A 16,687-nucleotide genomic window follows, 5' to 3' on the forward strand; every position below is an offset into this window, starting at 1 on the left:
GCCGTCCACGGCCCGCAACGCGATGTGCACGGCCCGTTCCGCGTCCTCGGGTTCGAGCAGACCCGCGGCGACACCGGCGAACAACTCGTCGACGTCCTCGACGGTGGTGCCGCGGCCGGTCCGAACCACCAGATCCAGGTAGTGGTCGTGCGAATGCCAGACGGAGCCGTGTGACCAGAACCTGCCCACATCGACGTATCGGTCCTGGTCGCGCTCGAATCCCGGCCGGAAGTGGAAGATCGATGCGCGCAGTCCCTGATCGGGCAACAGCCACGATTCGAGGTAGTCGAACTTCGGGTGGTCCGACGGCCGGGCCATGTAGAGACCCCACGGCTCGACGTGGTATTCGTCGACCGGCCGCACGAAACCCTTCGGGTCGGTGTTGGTGCGGGCGTCGACATCGAACGACTCGCTCTTGACGTGATGCAGCTTCGCGGCGGGCATGGGCAGAACGCTATGGCGTTGCTACGCGCCCGTCTTGTCGGTGGACACATCCTGTCGGTGGCACGGCCTACGCTGGTCCGCATGGCGTTCGCAAGTGAGCATCCGGTCGTCGCACACTCCGAGTTCCGGCCGGTCGGAGACATCGAACGGACCGAAGCCCGGTTCGAGGTGGTCAGTGATCACCGGCCGGCCGGCGACCAGCCGGCGGCCATCGCCGAACTCGAACGTCGATTGACGGCGGGGGAGAAGGACGTGGTGCTGCTCGGTGCCACCGGCACCGGCAAGTCCGCGACGACCGCATGGCTCATCGAACGCGTGCAGCGGCCCACCCTCGTGATGGCACCGAACAAGACCCTCGCGGCCCAACTCGCCAACGAACTGCGGGAAATGTTGCCGCACAACGCAGTCGAGTACTTCGTGTCGTACTACGACTACTACCAGCCCGAGGCGTACATCGCGCAGACCGACACCTACATCGAGAAGGACTCGTCGATCAACGACGATGTCGAACGCCTGCGTCACTCGGCGACGTCCGCACTGCTGTCCCGCCGCGATGTCGTCGTCGTCGCCTCGGTGTCCTGCATCTACGGCCTCGGCACCCCACAGTCCTACCTGGACCGCTCGATCCAGCTCGAAGTCGGCGTCGAGGTCCCCCGCGACGCGCTGCTGCGACTGCTCGTCGACGTGCAGTACGACCGCAACGACGTCGCCTTCTCCCGCGGCTCGTTCCGCGTGAAGGGCGACACGGTCGACATCATTCCCGCCTACGAAGAACTCGCCGTCCGCATCGAGTTCTTCGGCGACGAGATCGACGCCCTCTACTATCTGCATCCGCTCACCGGCGACGTGGTCCGCAAGGTCGACTCGCTACGGATCTTCCCGGCCACCCACTACGTTGCCGGGCCGGAACGGATGGAACGCGCGGTGCACGACATCGAAGCCGAACTCGAGGAGAGGCTGGCGGACCTCGAGAACCGCGGCAAACTGCTCGAGGCGCAGCGGCTGCGGATGCGCACCCAGTACGACATCGAGATGATCCGGCAGGTCGGATTCTGCTCGGGTATCGAAAACTACTCGCGGCACATCGACGGCCGGGCCGCCGGATCGGCGCCCGCCACACTCATCGACTACTTCCCCGAGGACTTCCTGCTCGTCATAGACGAATCCCATGTCACCGTGCCGCAGATCGGCGCCATGTACGAGGGCGACATGTCGCGCAAACGCAACCTCGTCGAATTCGGGTTCCGGCTGCCCTCCGCCGTCGACAACCGGCCGTTGACCTGGGAAGAGTTCACCCAGCGCATCGGCCAGACCGTCTACCTGTCCGCGACCCCCGGACCGTACGAACTCGGCCGGGCCGGTGGCGAATTCGTCGAACAGGTCATCCGGCCCACCGGGCTGGTCGACCCGAAGGTCGTCGTCAAATCCACCAAGGGGCAGATCGACGACCTGGTGCACGAAATCCGGGACCGCGCCGACCGCGACGAACGCGTCCTCGTCACCACGCTGACCAAGAAGATGTCCGAGGACCTCACCGACTACCTGCTCGAGCTCGGCATCCGGGTCCGGTATCTGCATTCGGACATCGACACGCTGCGCCGCGTCGAACTGCTCCGGCAACTGCGCCTCGGCGAATACGACGTGCTCATCGGCATCAACCTGCTCCGAGAGGGCCTCGACCTGCCCGAGGTGTCTCTCGTGGCGATCCTCGACGCAGACAAGGAAGGCTTCCTGCGCAGCACCACCAGCCTCGTCCAGACCATCGGCCGCGCGGCCCGCAACGTATCGGGTGAAGTCCACATGTATGCCGACAAGATCACCGATTCGATGGCTCGGGCGATCGACGAAACGGAGCGTCGCCGGGAGAAGCAGATCGCCTACAACACCGAGCGCGGCATCGATCCGCAGCCGCTGCGGAAGAAGATCGCCGACATCCTCGACCAGGTCTACGAGGAAGCCGACGACTCCGTCGAGATCGCCGGATCGGGCCGCAATGCCTCCCGTGGCCGGCGCGCTCAGGGCGAGGCCGGCCGAGCCGTCAGCGCCGGGGTGTACGAGGGGGAGGACGTCAAGTCGATGCCGCGCGCCGAACTCGCCGACCTGGTGCAACAGTTGACCGACCAGATGATGCAGGCCGCACGTGATCTGCAGTTCGAACTCGCCGGGCGCCTGCGGGACGAGATTTCGGATCTGAAGAAGGAACTGCGCGGCATGGACGCCGCGGGTCTCCAGTAGCGTCACCACGCATGGATCCCCATGCCGCCGGCCGCGCCGCCCGCTCCCTGGACCTGCTGCACTCGCTGGCATACTTCGCACCCGAAGTCGACGACGCGCTCGGCGCCGCCGGCCTCGAATCCGGCCGTGCCCGCTACTTCGCGTCCCGGTCGGCGGCGCTCGGTGCCGTCGGATCCGGAGTGGTGACCGCCGTCTTCTACAACTTCAGCCCCCGGCTGGTGGCGACGGTGATCCCGGCGGCATGGCAGGATGCGGCCCCGTCGGCCGTGACCGCCGCTCGGCTTGCCGGCGTCGACGCCGCGCTGCGCAGGCTGCTCGGTCCGGGTGTGGTCGAATCGCCGGACATGGCCGAGGCCGCGGAACTCGCTGCCACCGCGGCGCGGGCGATCCCGGGGCCGGACGGTCGGGCGCTCTACGCGGCGCACGCGGATCTGCCGTGGCCGGAGGCGCCGCATCTCGTGTTGTGGCACGCGCTGACGTTGCTGCGTGAGTACCGCGGCGACGGTCACGTCGCGGCACTGCAGACGGCGGGGCTGAGCGGCATCGAGGCGCTGATCACCCACACCGCCAGCGGCATCGGGTTCACCGCGCAGTTCGCTCGCACTCGCCGTGGCTGGACGGAAGACGAATGGGCGGTCGCCTCGTCGGAGTTGGGTGACCGCGAACTGCTCGACGATCGTGGCGAGCTCACCGAGGACGGCTTCGAGGTACGTGAACTCGTCGAGGACCTCACCGACGACCTCGCGGCGGTGCCGTGGGCGACGCTCGGGGAGTCGCGTGTGGAACGGCTCCTCGACCTTGCGTTGCCGTGGCGCGACACGATCATCGACTCGGGCCTCTTCCCGTCGGGGCTGTTCGGTCCACGTTATGGTGACGCGCGGTAACAGAAACTGTTGTGAGTGGTGTCCGGCGGATGCCGCGCGCGGTGTGGCATCTGACCTAATCGCACCATCCGTACCGATCGGACGGTTACTGTCGACGCAGCCCGTCGGAGGGTCGGACCAAGATCACCTCGACGGGAACCGAGCACCCATATCGATGGAGGATTGAATGAGCGCCTACCGGACCATTGTCGTCGGAACCGACGGATCCGAATCGTCGTACCGGGCCGTGGAGAAGGCAGCCGCTCTCGCCGGAGACGCCGAAGCCACCCTGGTCATCGCGTGCGCCTACTACCCCGCGGACCCCAAGGATTCGGCACATGCCGCAGACGTGCTCGGTGCCGACGCATACCAGGTCACCGGTTCTGCGCCGAGCAACGAGATCCTGCGCACCGCACGGGAGAAGGCGGTCGTCGCCGGAGCGAAGAACATCGTCGAACGCGCCGTCGTCGGAGCTCCCGTCGATACGCTGCTCGACCTCGTCGACGAACTCGATGCCGACCTCATCGTCATCGGCAATCGCGGATTGAACACCATTACCGGCAGGCTTCTCGGCTCGGTACCGTCGGATGTCGCCCGCAAGTCGACGTCCGATGTTCTGATCGTCCACACCGTCCGCTGACCCGCGTTCTCGCTCGCTCCGGGCACGTCCCGGGGCGAGCGACCGGTCAGCAGTACGCGGCCCGCGCGGTCTCCACGAAGCGCCACGCCGCATCGTCGTCCGACAAACCGACTCCGGACACGGATGCCGAGTACGCCGCGATCGGCCGGACCATCGCGAGGATGGTCTCCTCGGGAACCCCGGCGGCCGATTGATCGCACAACCCTCGGGCAACCGCCAACACCGTCCCATCCGTGAGTCCGGACGCGAGTCCTGCCGCCGTGAGCGCACTCTTGAACCGCAGCGCCCGGTCATCGAGCAACGGCTGCTCGGCGACAGCGGGCGCGGAAGAGCGGGAAGCGCTCGGCGTCGACGATGCCACGGATCCGTCCGAGGCCGTCGCGGACGAACAAGCCACCGTACTCGCGGCAACCGCGGCCATCACCAAGCCCGCCGCGGGACGACCCACACGACGCCTCGAGCCGTACCCCACCACGCTGTGCCTCCTGACTCCTGCCCCCGCAGATCCGGATCGGAACCTACCGCGCGCAAGTCGCGAAATGATCTCGATACTCACGGATCGCGGTATCGGAGTCGATTGTCGAGATGCGGCGAGGGTCAGCATTCAGCGGGTTCGTGCAACCCGCCCAACACCTCCGGTAGCGCCGAGGTGTACAAAACCCCGAGCCGCTGCGTCGCACGGGTCAGCGCCACGTAGAGGTCGTTGAGCCCACGCGGCGACTCGTCCACGATGTCGCCGGGTTCGACGATCAACACCTCGTCGAACTCGAGCCCCTTGACATCGCGGACCGTTGCGACCCGCGTCGACGACCCGTCGAGGTGTGCCCAGGCGGTGGCCAGACGATGCGGCACGATCACCGCGATCAACCCGGGACCGTCGTGCCCGGCGAGCACCTGCTGCACCGCCTCCGTGAGATCGGTGGCATCGACATACCGCGCCCACGGCGCGAACCCGGACTCCCGCACCGACCGCGGAGGTGCCTGCCCCGGATCGATTTCGGCGAGTACCGCGTGCGCGGACCGCATGATCTCCGCCGGAGTTCGGTAGTTGACGGTCAACTCCGCCTTCCGCCACCGGTTCGCCACATACGGTTCGAGGACCCGCTGCCACGACGAACTGCCCGCCGGGTCCCCGGTCTGCGCGGTATCGCCGACCACTGTCATCCAGCGGTTCGGGATGCGCCGCATCAACATGCGCCACGCCATCTCCGACAACTCCTGCGCCTCGTCGACGATGACGTGACCGTATGTCCAGGTCCGGTCTCCGGCGGCACGCTCGGCGGTGGTTTCGTGGCGGCGCAGGTCCTGTCGCTCGGCGAGTTGCGTGGCATCGATCAGGTCGTAGGCCATCAGCAGTTCGGGATCCAATTCGTCCTCCAGATCCTGCGGCGCCGAACCGGTGAGGATGTCCAGTGCGCCCTGGGCGTCGGCGATCTGGCGACGCCACCGACGTGAGGCACGTTCCCGGTCTGCGGCATCGTCCACGCCGAGCAGTTCGGCCAGTTCGTCGAGCAGCGGCGCGTCTGCCGCGCTGAACCTGCCGTGTGGCTGTGGCCGATGCAGCAAATCCACCTGCTCGTCGGTCAGGGCGGGCGCCGCCGCCGCGAGCCGGTCCGCGGAGGCGAGCAGATCGGACAGAACCTGCTGTGGGGACAGCGGTGGCCAGAGCGAGTCGATCGCCGACAAGATGTCCGGATCGGCCCGCATCTCGGACCGGATGTCGGCGATGTCGTCGCGGCTGAGCAGATTTCCTCCGTCGACCGGGTCGGTGCCGATTGCCGCCGCGAGTTGATCGGCGAGCGACTCGACCACAGCGGAGACGAAGATCGGGCGGGCGAGGTTGTGTGGCCGGCGCGACGAACGGGCACGCCCCCGCGCTCTGGTCACGGTCTTGCGGTCGAGCACGATCCGGTACGAGTCGAACATCAGCGGTACCGGCTTCGCCGGCACCTCCTGACGGTCCCGCACCGCCTTCCGGAGTACCTCGACCATGTCGAGCGAACCCTTGATCTCGCCGCAGGCAGGCACATCCTCGAGTTCGGCGCGAACACCCGGATACAGGTCGCCGATCGTCGAGAGCAGGACACCGGTCTCGCCGAGCGACGGCAATACCTGGCCGATGTAGTCCAAGAACGTGGAGTTCGGCCCGATGATGAGCACGCCGGCCTTCGCGAGCTGTTTGCGGTACGTGTACAGCAGATAGGCGGCCCGATGTAGCGCGACAGCTGTCTTGCCGGTGCCGGGGCCGCCCTGGACGACGAGGACGCTCCTGTGCTCGGAGCGGATGATGGCATCCTGCTCGGACTGGATCGTGGCGACGATGTCGTGCATCTGACCGGTACGCGCCGCATTCAGTGCCGCGAGCAGGGCCGACTCGCCGGCGACCCCGCCCGCCGGCGCCGCGGTGCCATGGGACTGCGCGACGTCGAGATCGAGAAACTCGTCGTTCAGTGCCGTCACGGTGCGCCCGCGGCTGCGGATGTGACGGCGGCGGACGACGCCTTCCGGCGCTGCGGGGGTTGCGAGATAGAACGGCCGCGCCAGCGGTGCCCGCCAGTCCAGGAGCAGCGGCTCGAAGTCGTTGTCCTCGTCCAGGATTCCCAGTCGGCCGATGTACCGGACCTCGGTGTCGTCGATGCCGTCCGAATTCCCCGCGCCGGCAGCACCCGGACCGGCGGCCTCGGTATCGGCGTCGTGCACATCGATCCGTCCGAAGCACAACCCGTGCTCGGCGGCGTCGTACTTGGCGAGGTCGTCGGTGTACATCTGGGTGAACGATTCGCGTTCCGTGCGTGCCTGCGGTGTGCCGCCGGTCTCGAGAAGGACCCGACCGAGCCGCGTCTGCGCGTACTCCCGCAGCGAATCGAGGTGCCCGTACAGCATGGACAGGTACCCCTGCTCGCTGTCGTGATCGGGGTGGGAGTCGTGACCAGGGCGGGACGGGCCGTCGGACGGCAAAGGATCTCCTCGGGATCGTGCTGCGCCGACGCGGGGTGCGTGCGTCGACAGAATTGCCCGAGAAGTCTAGTGCCGCCCGCGGCGCCGCGCACCACCAGGCGAGAACTCAGCCGTGCAACCGGTGTCGCCGTTCGAGCGCATCCTCGGCGCGTTCACGTGCTTCCCGTCCCCGCTGCGCGGCCCGTTCCTCGACGAGGTGCGCCCATTCCGATCCGTGATCGCGCGCCGATTCCCACCAGCGGGCCCCGCGGGCACGCGCCGAGTCGGCGAGCGCGGGACCGCGATCGCGTGCGACATCGAGTAGTTCGGCGCTCCGTTCCCGGGCAACCTCGGCCAATTCCGCACCGCGCTCGCGTGCGGCGTCGGCGATGTCCGGTGCGCGGTCCTTCGCCACCTCGAGCAGGTGACTGCCCTGGTCGCGAGCCGACTCCGCGAGATCGGCGGCATCCCCGGTCAGGGCGCGGACGCGTTCGGTGACGGCCTGAATCCCGTCGTCGAGGGCATCGGTCCTGTCGGTGTGACCGGGCCAGGCCGCGGCGACCTTCTTCTGGGCGTGCCGGGCGGCTCGCCGGCCACGCCACCCCATCGACGGCTTGCCCTCGGTGTCGGCAGCGGCGATCAGCAGGCCACCGAGCAGGCTGACGTTCTTGAAGAACTGGGTGCGCTGCATAGCTCGGGTGGCCGGGTCGTCGACATTCCAGAAATCGTGTGCGGCGACCGTGGTGGGCACCAGTGTGCCGGCCAGGATCAGCGACGCGAGTCGGGGTGCCTTACCCGCGGCCAGGAGCACACCGCCGCCGATCTGGGTCGCGGCGTTGATCCGCACGAGGGCCTCGGGGCTGTCCGGGATGCGGTCGGTGACCGAGTCCGGCAGTACTGCCCTGGCCTGATCGAGGCCGGGTTGCGCCGCGGTGGCGCTCCCGGATGGATCCCGCAAGGCACCGATGCCACCGGCGACGAAGATCGTGGCGAGCATCGGGCGGGCGATTCGGCGAAGGATCATGCTTCCTCCCGTGGTGGGTTTCGTTTCATCCTGTCGTGTACCCCAGGATCGCGGGGGGTATCCCCGCTGTTCGGTGCAGATCCGTGCGCGGCGGCACTCCCGGGGGCATTCTTGGTGGCATGAACAGCGACGACTACGGCGGTGAGTACAGCGTCGACGAGGACGACCAGCTCCAACCGGCCGATACGCTCGACGATCGCGGTGTCGCCGATGTGCTCGACGAGGGCTACTCGCCGCCCGAGCGACCGCTGGCGATGAACGCGACAGGAACGACCGGCGACGAGGTGCGCTACGGCGACAGTGTTGCGCACAGGATCGCGGCCGAGGAACCGGACCCGTCGTTCGACACCGCGGAACCGGACATCGACGAGGTGCGAGCGGGAGAGCGCTACCTCGGCGAGGTCGGCGGCCGGCGTGCCGGACGTCTCGTCTCTCCGGACGAGGGCGTCGGCAGCGACGACGAGGCCGAACTGTGGGCCGGGGACGTCGGGATCGACGGGGGAGCGGCCTCGGCGGAGGAGGCGGCGGTGCACGTCATCGACGACGAGGACTGACGGGCCCGTGGGAGGTGAACGCAGGCGCGTCCCGGTGTTCCGCGTCCCGGTGTTCCTCATCACAGCCCGCCGAGTCCCTTGCCGATCACCGCGGCCCCCATGATCACCAGCACGATTGCCATCACCTGGTGGTTGTTCGCCTGCAGCCATTGTTTGAGGGTGTCGAGCGGTGCGCGCAGGCGCTGTGCGGCGACCGCATACCCGACGACGGGGACCAGCACGCTCGATGCCGCGATCAGCGTGAACACCACCAGCGCGACGACGGCATCGCCGGTGCCGAGACCGCCGGTGCCGATGACCAGGCCCGCCGAGACGCACAACAGCAGGTTCTTCGGGTTGACCGCCGCGAGTGCCACCCCGAACCCGGCCGCCTTCGGGAAGCCCAGCCGATCGATCGCCTGCATCCATTTCGGGACCGACCTGTCGTCGCGGTCGCGCCACTGCTTGACCGCCAGCACCACCAGCAGCGCCCCGAGGGCAACCTTGATCCACGACACCGACCCACTCGAACCGCCGGCATCCGAGGTGTCGAACGCGCCCGACAACAGTGTGACGATGCCGGTGGCCGCGAAGATCCCCGCGACCCAACCGATCCCGAAACCGGTGCTGGCGCTGCCGGCGTTCGCCGACAGCAGCATCAGAATCGCAGCGACGATGGGGATCGGCGAGATCGCGACCCCGACCGCCAGCGGAAGAAACTCACCGATGATCGTTCCCATGGAAGCACACTAGCGCCGGGTCCCGACGCATCGCGTCACCCGAACCGGGTGAATCGCCGGTTGCCGTCGCACTTCATCCGCAACGGATGATGCGCACGAGCGGTGTGACCGGGGATGGTGGCGGTCACGGGCTGTTGCGGCCGCCGACCGACAGCGCAGTCGACCTCGACTTGCCGACGAAACACGAGGAGCGACATGACGGAGTACCAGTTCGTCGTGGACGGTGTGCTGTCCGATCGGGTCCTCGGCGCGTTCCCCGAATGTCGGGAGAATCGAGACGAAAAATGTTCCAGTACAACATTATTCGTATCGACGGACGATCCGACTGTGATGCGCACGATGCTCGCACGAATCGACGATCTGGGTCTGACGCTGCTCGCGATGCGCCGACTGCCGGATTGAACCGTGTCTGCCGGTACGGGAAACCTCCGACGAAGTGATTGCGTACCCGGTAATCTCCACGCGGGGAATGTCGTTCGGATGTCACCGGCCGAGGAGGGCGACCGATGTCGCTGCATGCCGAGAACGTACAGGGCCGCCTCCGCGGCACGACGCACACGAACATCGACCGCTCCGCCGGCATCGCGGTGCCTGCACCGTCGATCGCGCCGCAACCACACCGCCGTCTCCACACCATGCTGAACACGGTGATCCGGCAACCGAACACGTCGACTGTTCTCGTCTGCGCCCCCGCCGGGGCAGGCAAGACCGTGCTGCTCGCCGACTGGGCCAGCCACCGACTCGACGGCGCGACCACCGCGGTGTGGGTGACGGTAGCCCGCCAGGCCGACGATCCGGCCGAATTCTGGACCACCGTCCGCGACGCGGTCGAGGCCGCGCTGCCCGCTGCGACGAGGATCGCGCTGCCCCCGGCGCCGAACCCCGGCCCGCAGTCCGGGCACTGCGAGATCCTCGCCGCGGCGCTGGCGCGACACCCGCACCCGATCGCCCTGGTCCTCGACGACGCGCACCTTCTCCGCGATCCGCTGGTGCTCGCCGAGGTGACGCGATTCGTCGAGGTGGTGTGCGGCACCGCCCCGAACGTGACGGTGATCTTCGCCGCCCGGCACGAACCGCCACTGCCGTGGCACACCTACGCGGCATCCGGGGCCCTCGCCAGGATCGGTTGGGAGGACCTCGCGCTCGACACCGGGCAGGTCGCCGCGATCCTCGCCGAGCACGACAGTGCCCTGCCCGCACTCGACGCGGCGGCATTGCGGGAGTTGACGCACGGTTGGGCAGCGCTCATCCGGATCGCCGCGATCTACCTGCACACCCACCACGACCGCCACAGCGCCGTCGCCGACCTGATCAGGTCACCTCATCCGATCTCCGACCATCTGGTTGGGGAGTTGCTGGTGGCGCTACCGGAACATCTCGTGCGCTTTCTACTCGACATCAGCGTCGTCGATGCGTTCACCGCCGACTTGGCCGAGCACCTGACCGGTTGCGACGCGGACAGCGCACTGACGATGCTCGACCGCCTCGGCCTTCCCCTACTGCACGTCGGCGGCGGTGGGAACACCGGCCCGTGGCACACCTGCCACCCGTTCCTGCGGGCACATCTGCGGGCGGAACTGCACCGCACGGACCCGGATCTCGAGGTGCGCCTGCACAACTCCGCCGCCGACTGGTTTCTTGCCGACGGTTCACCGGTCGACGCCCTGGCACACCTGCTGACCATCCACGACGAGTGTGGCGTCTCCGACCTTCTGCACCGGTACGGGACGGCTGTGGTGCTCGGCCGCCGCGGTACCGAGTTGCTCGCCCGATTGGACGGCCACGCATCGACGGACACCACCGTGGTGCGGTTGCTGCACGCCGTCGCGGCACTCGAGCGAGGTTCACCCTCGGGAGCCCGAGCCTTCCTCGATACGCTGCCCGTCTCGACCGCCGACGATATCGACCTGCTGGTCGAGACGACCCTCGCCGCAGCCGTCGAGGTGGGCATCGCTGCGGCGATCGGACAGCGACCGCCGGCGGCGGCGGTCACAGACCTGGCGACGCTGCCGACAACCGGATATCCGGAACTCGACTCGTACCGGTTGATCGCGCGCGGCGTCGCCGTCGGGAACACCGACCGGAACACCGCCGACGAGCTACTGGCCCAGGCCGAGACCCTGGCCGACCTGGCGCGGCACCCGCGGCTCCGTCTGCGTGCCACCACCCTCCGCGCGTGCGGCCTCGGGCGTGCCGGCGACTTCGGCGGTATGGCCCGGACCTCCGGTGACGCCGTTGAGATCGCCGTCGCGCATTCGTTACTGGATCAGCCCGACATCCAGACGATCGCCGTGCTGGTCGCGTTCGTGCGCTATCTGCAGGGGGAAGTGCTCGACCTGCGGGTTCCGCTCGATGCAGTGTGCCACCGGGTCCTCGGCATCGACCAGCCGACAGGGCGATCGGCTACCGCAGAATCGGTGCGATACCAGCAGATGCGACTGCTCCGCGACCTGTATGCCCTGGCGGGTGGTTCCGCCGCATCGGTGGACCTCGAATCGCTCCTCGACGATCCACCAGGCCCGGCAGCGGACACCGGCCTGCTGCCCTACGTCACGGCGGCGCTGATCCGGACCGGCCGCCTGATCGAGGCCGAGCACCTCGTCCGTCGCCTGCGACAGGACCACGACGGTGACGACACTCCGGTGTGCCGGGCGATGGTGTATCAGGCTCGTGGCAATCACAGCGCCGCGCGCGCGACGTTGGCACCCGCCCTCGATGCCGGTGCCGCGACGTTCGGCACGGCAGTGGCGGCGTGGTGGCTCGATGCGCTCGCCGCGCATCGGCTCGACCGTCACGATGCGATGCACCGATCCGCCGAGCAGGCATTGACCCTGGCCGAACCGCAGAATCTGGTTCGGCCGTTCCTCGACGGCGGTTCCGTGACCGTCGAGGTGCTCACGGTTCTCGCGCATCGACGCGGTATCGGCACGCCGTTCGTGGATCGGATCCGGCATCTGCTCGCCGATACCGCGCACCGACCGAGCCTGACCGCGACCGAACGGGTGGTGCTTGCGCATCTCCCGTCCGGTCGCACCGCAGACCAGATCGGACATGATCTGCACGTGTCGGTCAACACGGTCAAGACCCACATCCGCAATCTCTATCGCAAGCTCGATGCCACCTCGCGGGGAGGAGCCATCGCGGCCGCCGTGCGCTGCGGGTTGCTCTGAGCCGTTCCGTCCCGTGGTGGCATCGGCGATCGGTACGTTCGGTTACTGCACGTCGTTCATGCTTTTGCCGACCTCGGCGAGGGTCATCGGTGCGCCGAAATCGGCGGTGAACGGACGGGCGGGGATGTCGCAGCGGTAGAGACCGTTGTCGGGGTGGAAGTCGGCGGGTTCCCAGCCGTCCGAGGTCGCGGTTTCGACGTTGAAGCAGGGTTGCGGCGGGATGGGATTCTCGAGGTCGGTCGCGGCGTGCAGGCCGCCGCCGGTCCATGCGGTTTCTTGTCGGGCGGTGGTGTAGAGGCACGTGCGGGTGAGGTTGTCACCGCATGCAGCGGCGGTCTTGGCGAACAGTAGCCAGGCAGACCATGCGCGCATGGCGGGGAGGGTGATCGGTGCGTCGGGCGCGTACTTCGCGTAGAGGGCTTTGAGTTGTTCGACGGCGGGTTCGTCGCTTCCGATCGGGGCCATGCCGCTGAGGTCGACGATGTTGTTCTGGTAGTCGGCGGATTTGCCGAGCAGTTCGAGGAACTGAGTGTTGTAGGCGTTGTTGTTCGGGTCGATCCAGTCCAGCTTGTAGTCCATGTTGGTCAGGACCTCTTCGAGTTTGGCGAGCTGGTCGAAACTGCCCATGAAGATCAGGCCCTTGACGCCGTTGTTCTTGATGGACTGGGCGTAGGGCGTCCAGTCTGACACCCCCATCGTCGGATACAGCTCGCTGTACACGACCTTCGCGCCGATCGCGTCGAGTGTTTCGAGGGTCATTTCCTGCACGGTTCGGGTGATCGCCGAGTCGCCGTTGATGAGACCCACGGCGTCCTTCGAATCCGGATACGCCTCGTTCAGCGCCCAGGTGCGGAACCCGGTGTAGTTGTCGTAGCCCGGGATCTTCGACGGGGACGCGCTGATTTCGAGGTCGGCGCCGGCGGAACGCTCCTGCACGGTTTGGGCGGGGAAGCTGGGCAACAGGCAGTTGAGGCGTTCTTTGACGCCGAGGCCGTCGAGTCCGGCGCCGCCGCCGACGAGCGCGAAGTCGTCGCGGCAGGCTTCGATCATGCGTTGACGCGGTTCCATGAGTTTCGCGTCGCGGGTGTTGGCGACGAGGGTGCGGCCATTGATGCCGCCGTTGTCGTTGCACCAGGAGGTGAACACGGTCGCGGCGTCGACGAATTCGGAGTTCTTGGTGAAGCCGATGTCGCTGAAGACACCGACTTCGATCTGTTCGGCGGTGACGCCTTGGGTGGTGGCGGTGGTGGCGTCCCCGCCTTGGCAGACGTCGGTGAGATCGCCGAAGTCCGCGGACGTGGCCGAGGTGCCGCCGCCGGTGGTGCCGGTGTCGCCGGTGTCGGTGCGGCCGCTACAGCCGCTCGCGAGCACGGCGAGTGCTGCAACCGCGACGACGGTGCGTCGCTGTCCGGCGAGGAATGGTCGATGTCGCGTCATGTGTGTCCCCGGGTCGTGTGGGCCTGCCCGATCGACGTGATCGGGCAGCAGAGCCGAAGGGGCGAAGTGCTCTTACCCATAAGGGAAATGTGACTCTCCGGCTTGGAGAATGAAGATATCGACCCGGCGTGTTTCCGGGACGGTTTTCGCCGAACGCGATCGGACAATTCGGTCGGGGCTACCGTGGTTCGCGACGGAACCCGTTCCCGGCGGGTGCGGGCGCAGCAGTGAACTCCGTCATCCGCGGCCACTCGCGCGCGGGTTCGGATTCAGGCTCGGGCTCCGGACAACCCAAGCGCTGCAAGGCAACCCGACCTACGGCGCGGCCGAGTTCCACATACGCGTCGAACACCGTGTCGGACAGGATCTGATTCACCGTCGTCGTCTTGGGAACCGTGCGGGCACTGCCCGGCCACAATCGGGATCGGAAATCAGTGCAGACCCGCCGCGCCGCCGCTTCCGCGTCGGGATCACCGGCGAGTGTGTCGGCGAACGTCGCCTTCGCGAACACGATGCGACCCGTCGCCGCCGGGGCGTCACCCACCTGCGGATAGGTGAAGTCGATCGTCTCGACGCAGTCCCGCGTCACCCGGTCGCTGCGAAGGTCGTAGAGTCCACGCTCGGATCGGATGCGGACACCGCTGCCACGCTGCTCGAACCCGATGCCGAAGTGGTGCCGCGCGACCTCCATGATCTCGTCCAGCGTCCGGGTGGCGAGCATGCCGTCACCACTGGCGTCGACGACGAGGATGGTCGCGCACCGGCGGCGAATCAGTTCGAGCAACCCCAGATTGTCGAGATGCCCACCGTCGCTGACATACACGAACCGTTTCCGGCTGGGAAGCACACCGAGCACCTCGCGGATCAGCCAACTGCCGCGGCGTCGACGCACCCACCGGCCCCGCAGCGTGCTCTCCGACGGCCACCGGCACTGTGACCGCGGATTCGGCAGCCACACCCCCAACCGCAGATTCGCCAGCACGACGAACCGGCCAGCGGTCGGAATGCGGGCGCGAGTCCCCATGCCCGACGCGATCGCCGCGCCGGACACCGCCATCGCGGCCTGCAACGTGCCGTCGCGTGCCAGCCGCCGCCCGAGCGCGCCCATGAACTGCGACGTCGTCCAGAACCCGAGTTCCGGCGATCCGACGTGATCGTGGGCGAACACGAACGGGACGGCCCGCTCGCCACCCGGCGGAATCGACAGGTCGTCGACGTTCGCGGTCGCGCACACCAGCAGCGCGGGACCGCTCCCGTCACCGACCGGATAGGGCTTCGCCCAGTCGGGCAGGAACGTCGGCTTCTCGTACGGAATGTGCTCGACCCTGCCGCCCGCCGCCCGCCGAATCGAGAACGTCGACGCCAAGCGCTGCTTGTACAGGCGGTGCGGGGACACCAGGCTCTGGTCCATCAGCAGCAGCAACGCGATCAGTACGGCCGTCGCGACGACGACAACCCCGTCCGTCACCACCCCGAACCCGAAGAACCACGACGCGGCGCCGAGCGCGGCCACCGACCAGCCGGCGACGAACCACGCGAGTTCGAACGCGAACCGCCCGGCGAAGCGCAGACCGCCGCGATGCGACCGCACTTCGGCCTCTTCCAGTGGGGACCGGCGCGCTTGCTCTTCCAGTGGGGACCGGCGCGCTTGCTCTTCCGGTGGGGACCGGCGCGCTGCCCACGTCGCGCCGAGACCGGTCAGTGCCAGAACGCCGACAACACCGACCACGATCGGCGGATCGGCGGTGATCGTCGCGGCGGCGGCGACGAACGAGGCGAACACCAGCCACCCGGACACCACCCGCGCCACGGTGGTGGCACGGCACCGCCGCTCGGCGAGTAGGCCGTCCGCGTGGAACAACTCGCGCACCAGCAGCCCGATCACCGCCGCGGCCGCGATCGCGGGCGCCCACAGGGGGTGATCTCCGGTCGGGAGCGGCAACCACGACCACACCCGGCTCGCCCAGAATCCGAGCAGGTACACGATACCGACGATGGTCAGCAGGTTGAGGGTTGTCGCGGCCACCAGCTTCGCGGCATTGCGGCACAGCGTCGCACCGTGGCCGATGTACCGGTGGTGCTCGCGCAACCGGGTGAACTCCGGTGAACCCGGCCCGTACGCGGCGTACCCGGCAGGGTGTTCGGTGGCGTGGTGCAGCATGTGCGCGGAGATGCCGAGATATCCGCCACCGGACACCGTCGCGAGGTAGTCGGAGTTCTCGAGCGACCAGTCGCCGTGGCCGCGTCCACGGCTGACGCTCAGCGCCTGGAGCACCCCCGTCGCGAAGCTCGCCGAGCGAATGCCACCGCCGGACAGTGCGATACCGAAGCCGGCGCCGCGGAATGTGTCACCGTTCCCGTCGACGTATCGTTCGGCGCACCCGCATGCCGCCGGTGCGCCGCTGCGGGGCGGCAGCACCGACGGAACGACGGAGCGCAATACCGCGGTCGTCCGATCCGGTGCGGGCCCGTCATCGACCTCCGGCGGGGTATAGTCGTCCGGCAGCCTCGGTTGCGTCCAGCCGAACAGATGTTTTCCGGCTCTTCCCAGATGAGGGTGTAGGTCGGTCGGGCGCGTCGGTCCGCAGATAGACGTCGAGGTCTCCCGACGATGGAGGTTCCTACGCCATCCATCCGAAAGACCTCGACGTGACCGACACAACC

13 protein-coding genes are annotated in these 16,687 nt (G+C 68.0%); 6 read left to right on the forward strand and 7 right to left on the reverse strand.

The window, feature by feature from the left end; translation table 11 throughout:
• On the reverse strand, positions 1–444 hold a 444-nt coding region (locus tag WAX14_RS10575), incomplete at its 3' end, for a DUF402 domain-containing protein (RefSeq protein ID WP_422628034.1).
• 81 nt (positions 445–525) lie between these two features.
• Between WAX14_RS10575 and uvrB the strand changes: the two genes are divergently transcribed.
• From uvrB to WAX14_RS10590, 3 genes are all read left to right on the forward strand, one after another.
• On the forward strand, positions 526–2,679 hold the full coding sequence (gene uvrB / locus WAX14_RS10580; RefSeq protein ID WP_422628035.1) for an excinuclease ABC subunit UvrB: 2,154 nt from the start codon (positions 526–528) through the stop codon (positions 2,677–2,679).
• A gap of 11 nt (positions 2,680–2,690) precedes the next feature.
• Positions 2,691–3,563 carry an SCO6745 family protein gene (locus WAX14_RS10585; RefSeq protein WP_422628036.1) on the forward strand — a complete coding sequence of 291 codons (873 nt, stop codon included), beginning with the start codon at positions 2,691–2,693 and terminating at the stop codon, positions 3,561–3,563.
• A 166-nt stretch (positions 3,564–3,729) separates the two neighbouring features.
• Positions 3,730–4,182 carry a universal stress protein gene (locus WAX14_RS10590; RefSeq protein WP_422628037.1) on the forward strand — a complete coding sequence of 151 codons (453 nt, stop codon included), beginning with the start codon at positions 3,730–3,732 and terminating at the stop codon, positions 4,180–4,182.
• Between the two features lie 46 nt (positions 4,183–4,228).
• Here WAX14_RS10590 and WAX14_RS10595 read toward each other — a convergent pair whose 3' ends face one another.
• From WAX14_RS10595 to WAX14_RS10605, 3 genes are all read right to left on the reverse strand, one after another.
• Complete coding sequence (locus WAX14_RS10595) at positions 4,229–4,543, reverse strand: DUF732 domain-containing protein (RefSeq protein WP_422628038.1); 315 nt, start codon at positions 4,541–4,543, stop codon at positions 4,229–4,231.
• 236 nt (positions 4,544–4,779) lie between these two features.
• Positions 4,780–7,065 (reverse strand): HelD family protein, encoded by a 2,286-nt coding sequence (locus WAX14_RS10600; protein WP_422628046.1) that lies wholly within the window; start codon positions 7,063–7,065, stop codon positions 4,780–4,782.
• 181 nt (positions 7,066–7,246) lie between these two features.
• The gene (locus WAX14_RS10605; RefSeq protein WP_422628039.1) at positions 7,247–8,143 is read right to left on the reverse strand and encodes a DoxX family membrane protein; all 897 of its coding nucleotides are present in this window, start codon (positions 8,141–8,143) and stop codon (positions 7,247–7,249) included.
• Between the two features lie 119 nt (positions 8,144–8,262).
• On the opposite strand from WAX14_RS10605, the gene WAX14_RS10610 reads away from it, so the two are divergent.
• Entirely contained in the window at positions 8,263–8,697 is a 435-nt protein-coding gene (locus WAX14_RS10610) for a DUF5709 domain-containing protein (RefSeq protein WP_422628040.1), read from the forward strand.
• 59 nt (positions 8,698–8,756) lie between these two features.
• Here WAX14_RS10610 and WAX14_RS10615 read toward each other — a convergent pair whose 3' ends face one another.
• The gene (locus WAX14_RS10615; RefSeq protein WP_422628041.1) at positions 8,757–9,416 is read right to left on the reverse strand and encodes a GAP family protein; all 660 of its coding nucleotides are present in this window, start codon (positions 9,414–9,416) and stop codon (positions 8,757–8,759) included.
• A 195-nt stretch (positions 9,417–9,611) separates the two neighbouring features.
• Between WAX14_RS10615 and WAX14_RS10620 the strand changes: the two genes are divergently transcribed.
• Both WAX14_RS10620 and WAX14_RS10625 read left to right on the forward strand, forming a co-directional pair.
• Positions 9,612–9,818, forward strand: a complete 207-nt coding sequence (locus WAX14_RS10620; RefSeq protein ID WP_422628042.1) for a hypothetical protein — start codon at positions 9,612–9,614, stop codon at positions 9,816–9,818.
• A 104-nt stretch (positions 9,819–9,922) separates the two neighbouring features.
• Complete coding sequence (locus WAX14_RS10625; RefSeq protein ID WP_422628043.1) at positions 9,923–12,586, forward strand: LuxR C-terminal-related transcriptional regulator; 2,664 nt, start codon at positions 9,923–9,925, stop codon at positions 12,584–12,586.
• A 42-nt stretch (positions 12,587–12,628) separates the two neighbouring features.
• On the opposite strand, the gene WAX14_RS10630 is transcribed toward WAX14_RS10625, so the two are convergent.
• Both WAX14_RS10630 and WAX14_RS10635 read right to left on the reverse strand, forming a co-directional pair.
• Entirely contained in the window at positions 12,629–14,023 is a 1,395-nt protein-coding gene (locus WAX14_RS10630) for an ABC transporter substrate-binding protein (RefSeq protein WP_422628044.1), read from the reverse strand.
• A gap of 178 nt (positions 14,024–14,201) precedes the next feature.
• Positions 14,202–16,463 (reverse strand): hypothetical protein, encoded by a 2,262-nt coding sequence (locus WAX14_RS10635; RefSeq protein WP_422628045.1) that lies wholly within the window; start codon positions 16,461–16,463, stop codon positions 14,202–14,204.
• Between the last annotated feature and the right edge of the window lie 224 nt (positions 16,464–16,687).

Source organism: Rhodococcus sp. (in: high G+C Gram-positive bacteria) (assembly GCF_049299235.1).
Lineage (GTDB): Bacteria > Actinomycetota > Actinomycetes > Mycobacteriales > Mycobacteriaceae > Rhodococcus.

What these genes read in the sequence shown, in the direction of transcription:
- uvrB (WP_422628035.1), top strand. Translation starts at nt 526, where the DNA reads ATGGCGTTCGCAAGTGAGCATCCGGTCGTCGCACACTCCGAGTTCCGG.
- WAX14_RS10585 (WP_422628036.1), top strand. Translation starts at nt 2,691, where the DNA reads ATGGATCCCCATGCCGCCGGCCGCGCCGCCCGCTCCCTGGACCTGCTG.
- WAX14_RS10590 (WP_422628037.1), top strand. Translation starts at nt 3,730, where the DNA reads ATGAGCGCCTACCGGACCATTGTCGTCGGAACCGACGGATCCGAATCG.
- WAX14_RS10600 (WP_422628046.1), bottom strand. Translation starts at nt 7,065, where the DNA reads ATGCTGTACGGGCACCTCGATTCGCTGCGGGAGTACGCGCAGACGCGG.
- WAX14_RS10605 (WP_422628039.1), bottom strand. Translation starts at nt 8,143, where the DNA reads ATGATCCTTCGCCGAATCGCCCGCCCGATGCTCGCCACGATCTTCGTC.
- WAX14_RS10610 (WP_422628040.1), top strand. Translation starts at nt 8,263, where the DNA reads ATGAACAGCGACGACTACGGCGGTGAGTACAGCGTCGACGAGGACGAC.
- WAX14_RS10615 (WP_422628041.1), bottom strand. Translation starts at nt 9,416, where the DNA reads ATGGGAACGATCATCGGTGAGTTTCTTCCGCTGGCGGTCGGGGTCGCG.
- WAX14_RS10620 (WP_422628042.1), top strand. Translation starts at nt 9,612, where the DNA reads ATGACGGAGTACCAGTTCGTCGTGGACGGTGTGCTGTCCGATCGGGTC.
- WAX14_RS10625 (WP_422628043.1), top strand. Translation starts at nt 9,923, where the DNA reads ATGTCGCTGCATGCCGAGAACGTACAGGGCCGCCTCCGCGGCACGACG.
- WAX14_RS10630 (WP_422628044.1), bottom strand. Translation starts at nt 14,023, where the DNA reads ATGACGCGACATCGACCATTCCTCGCCGGACAGCGACGCACCGTCGTC.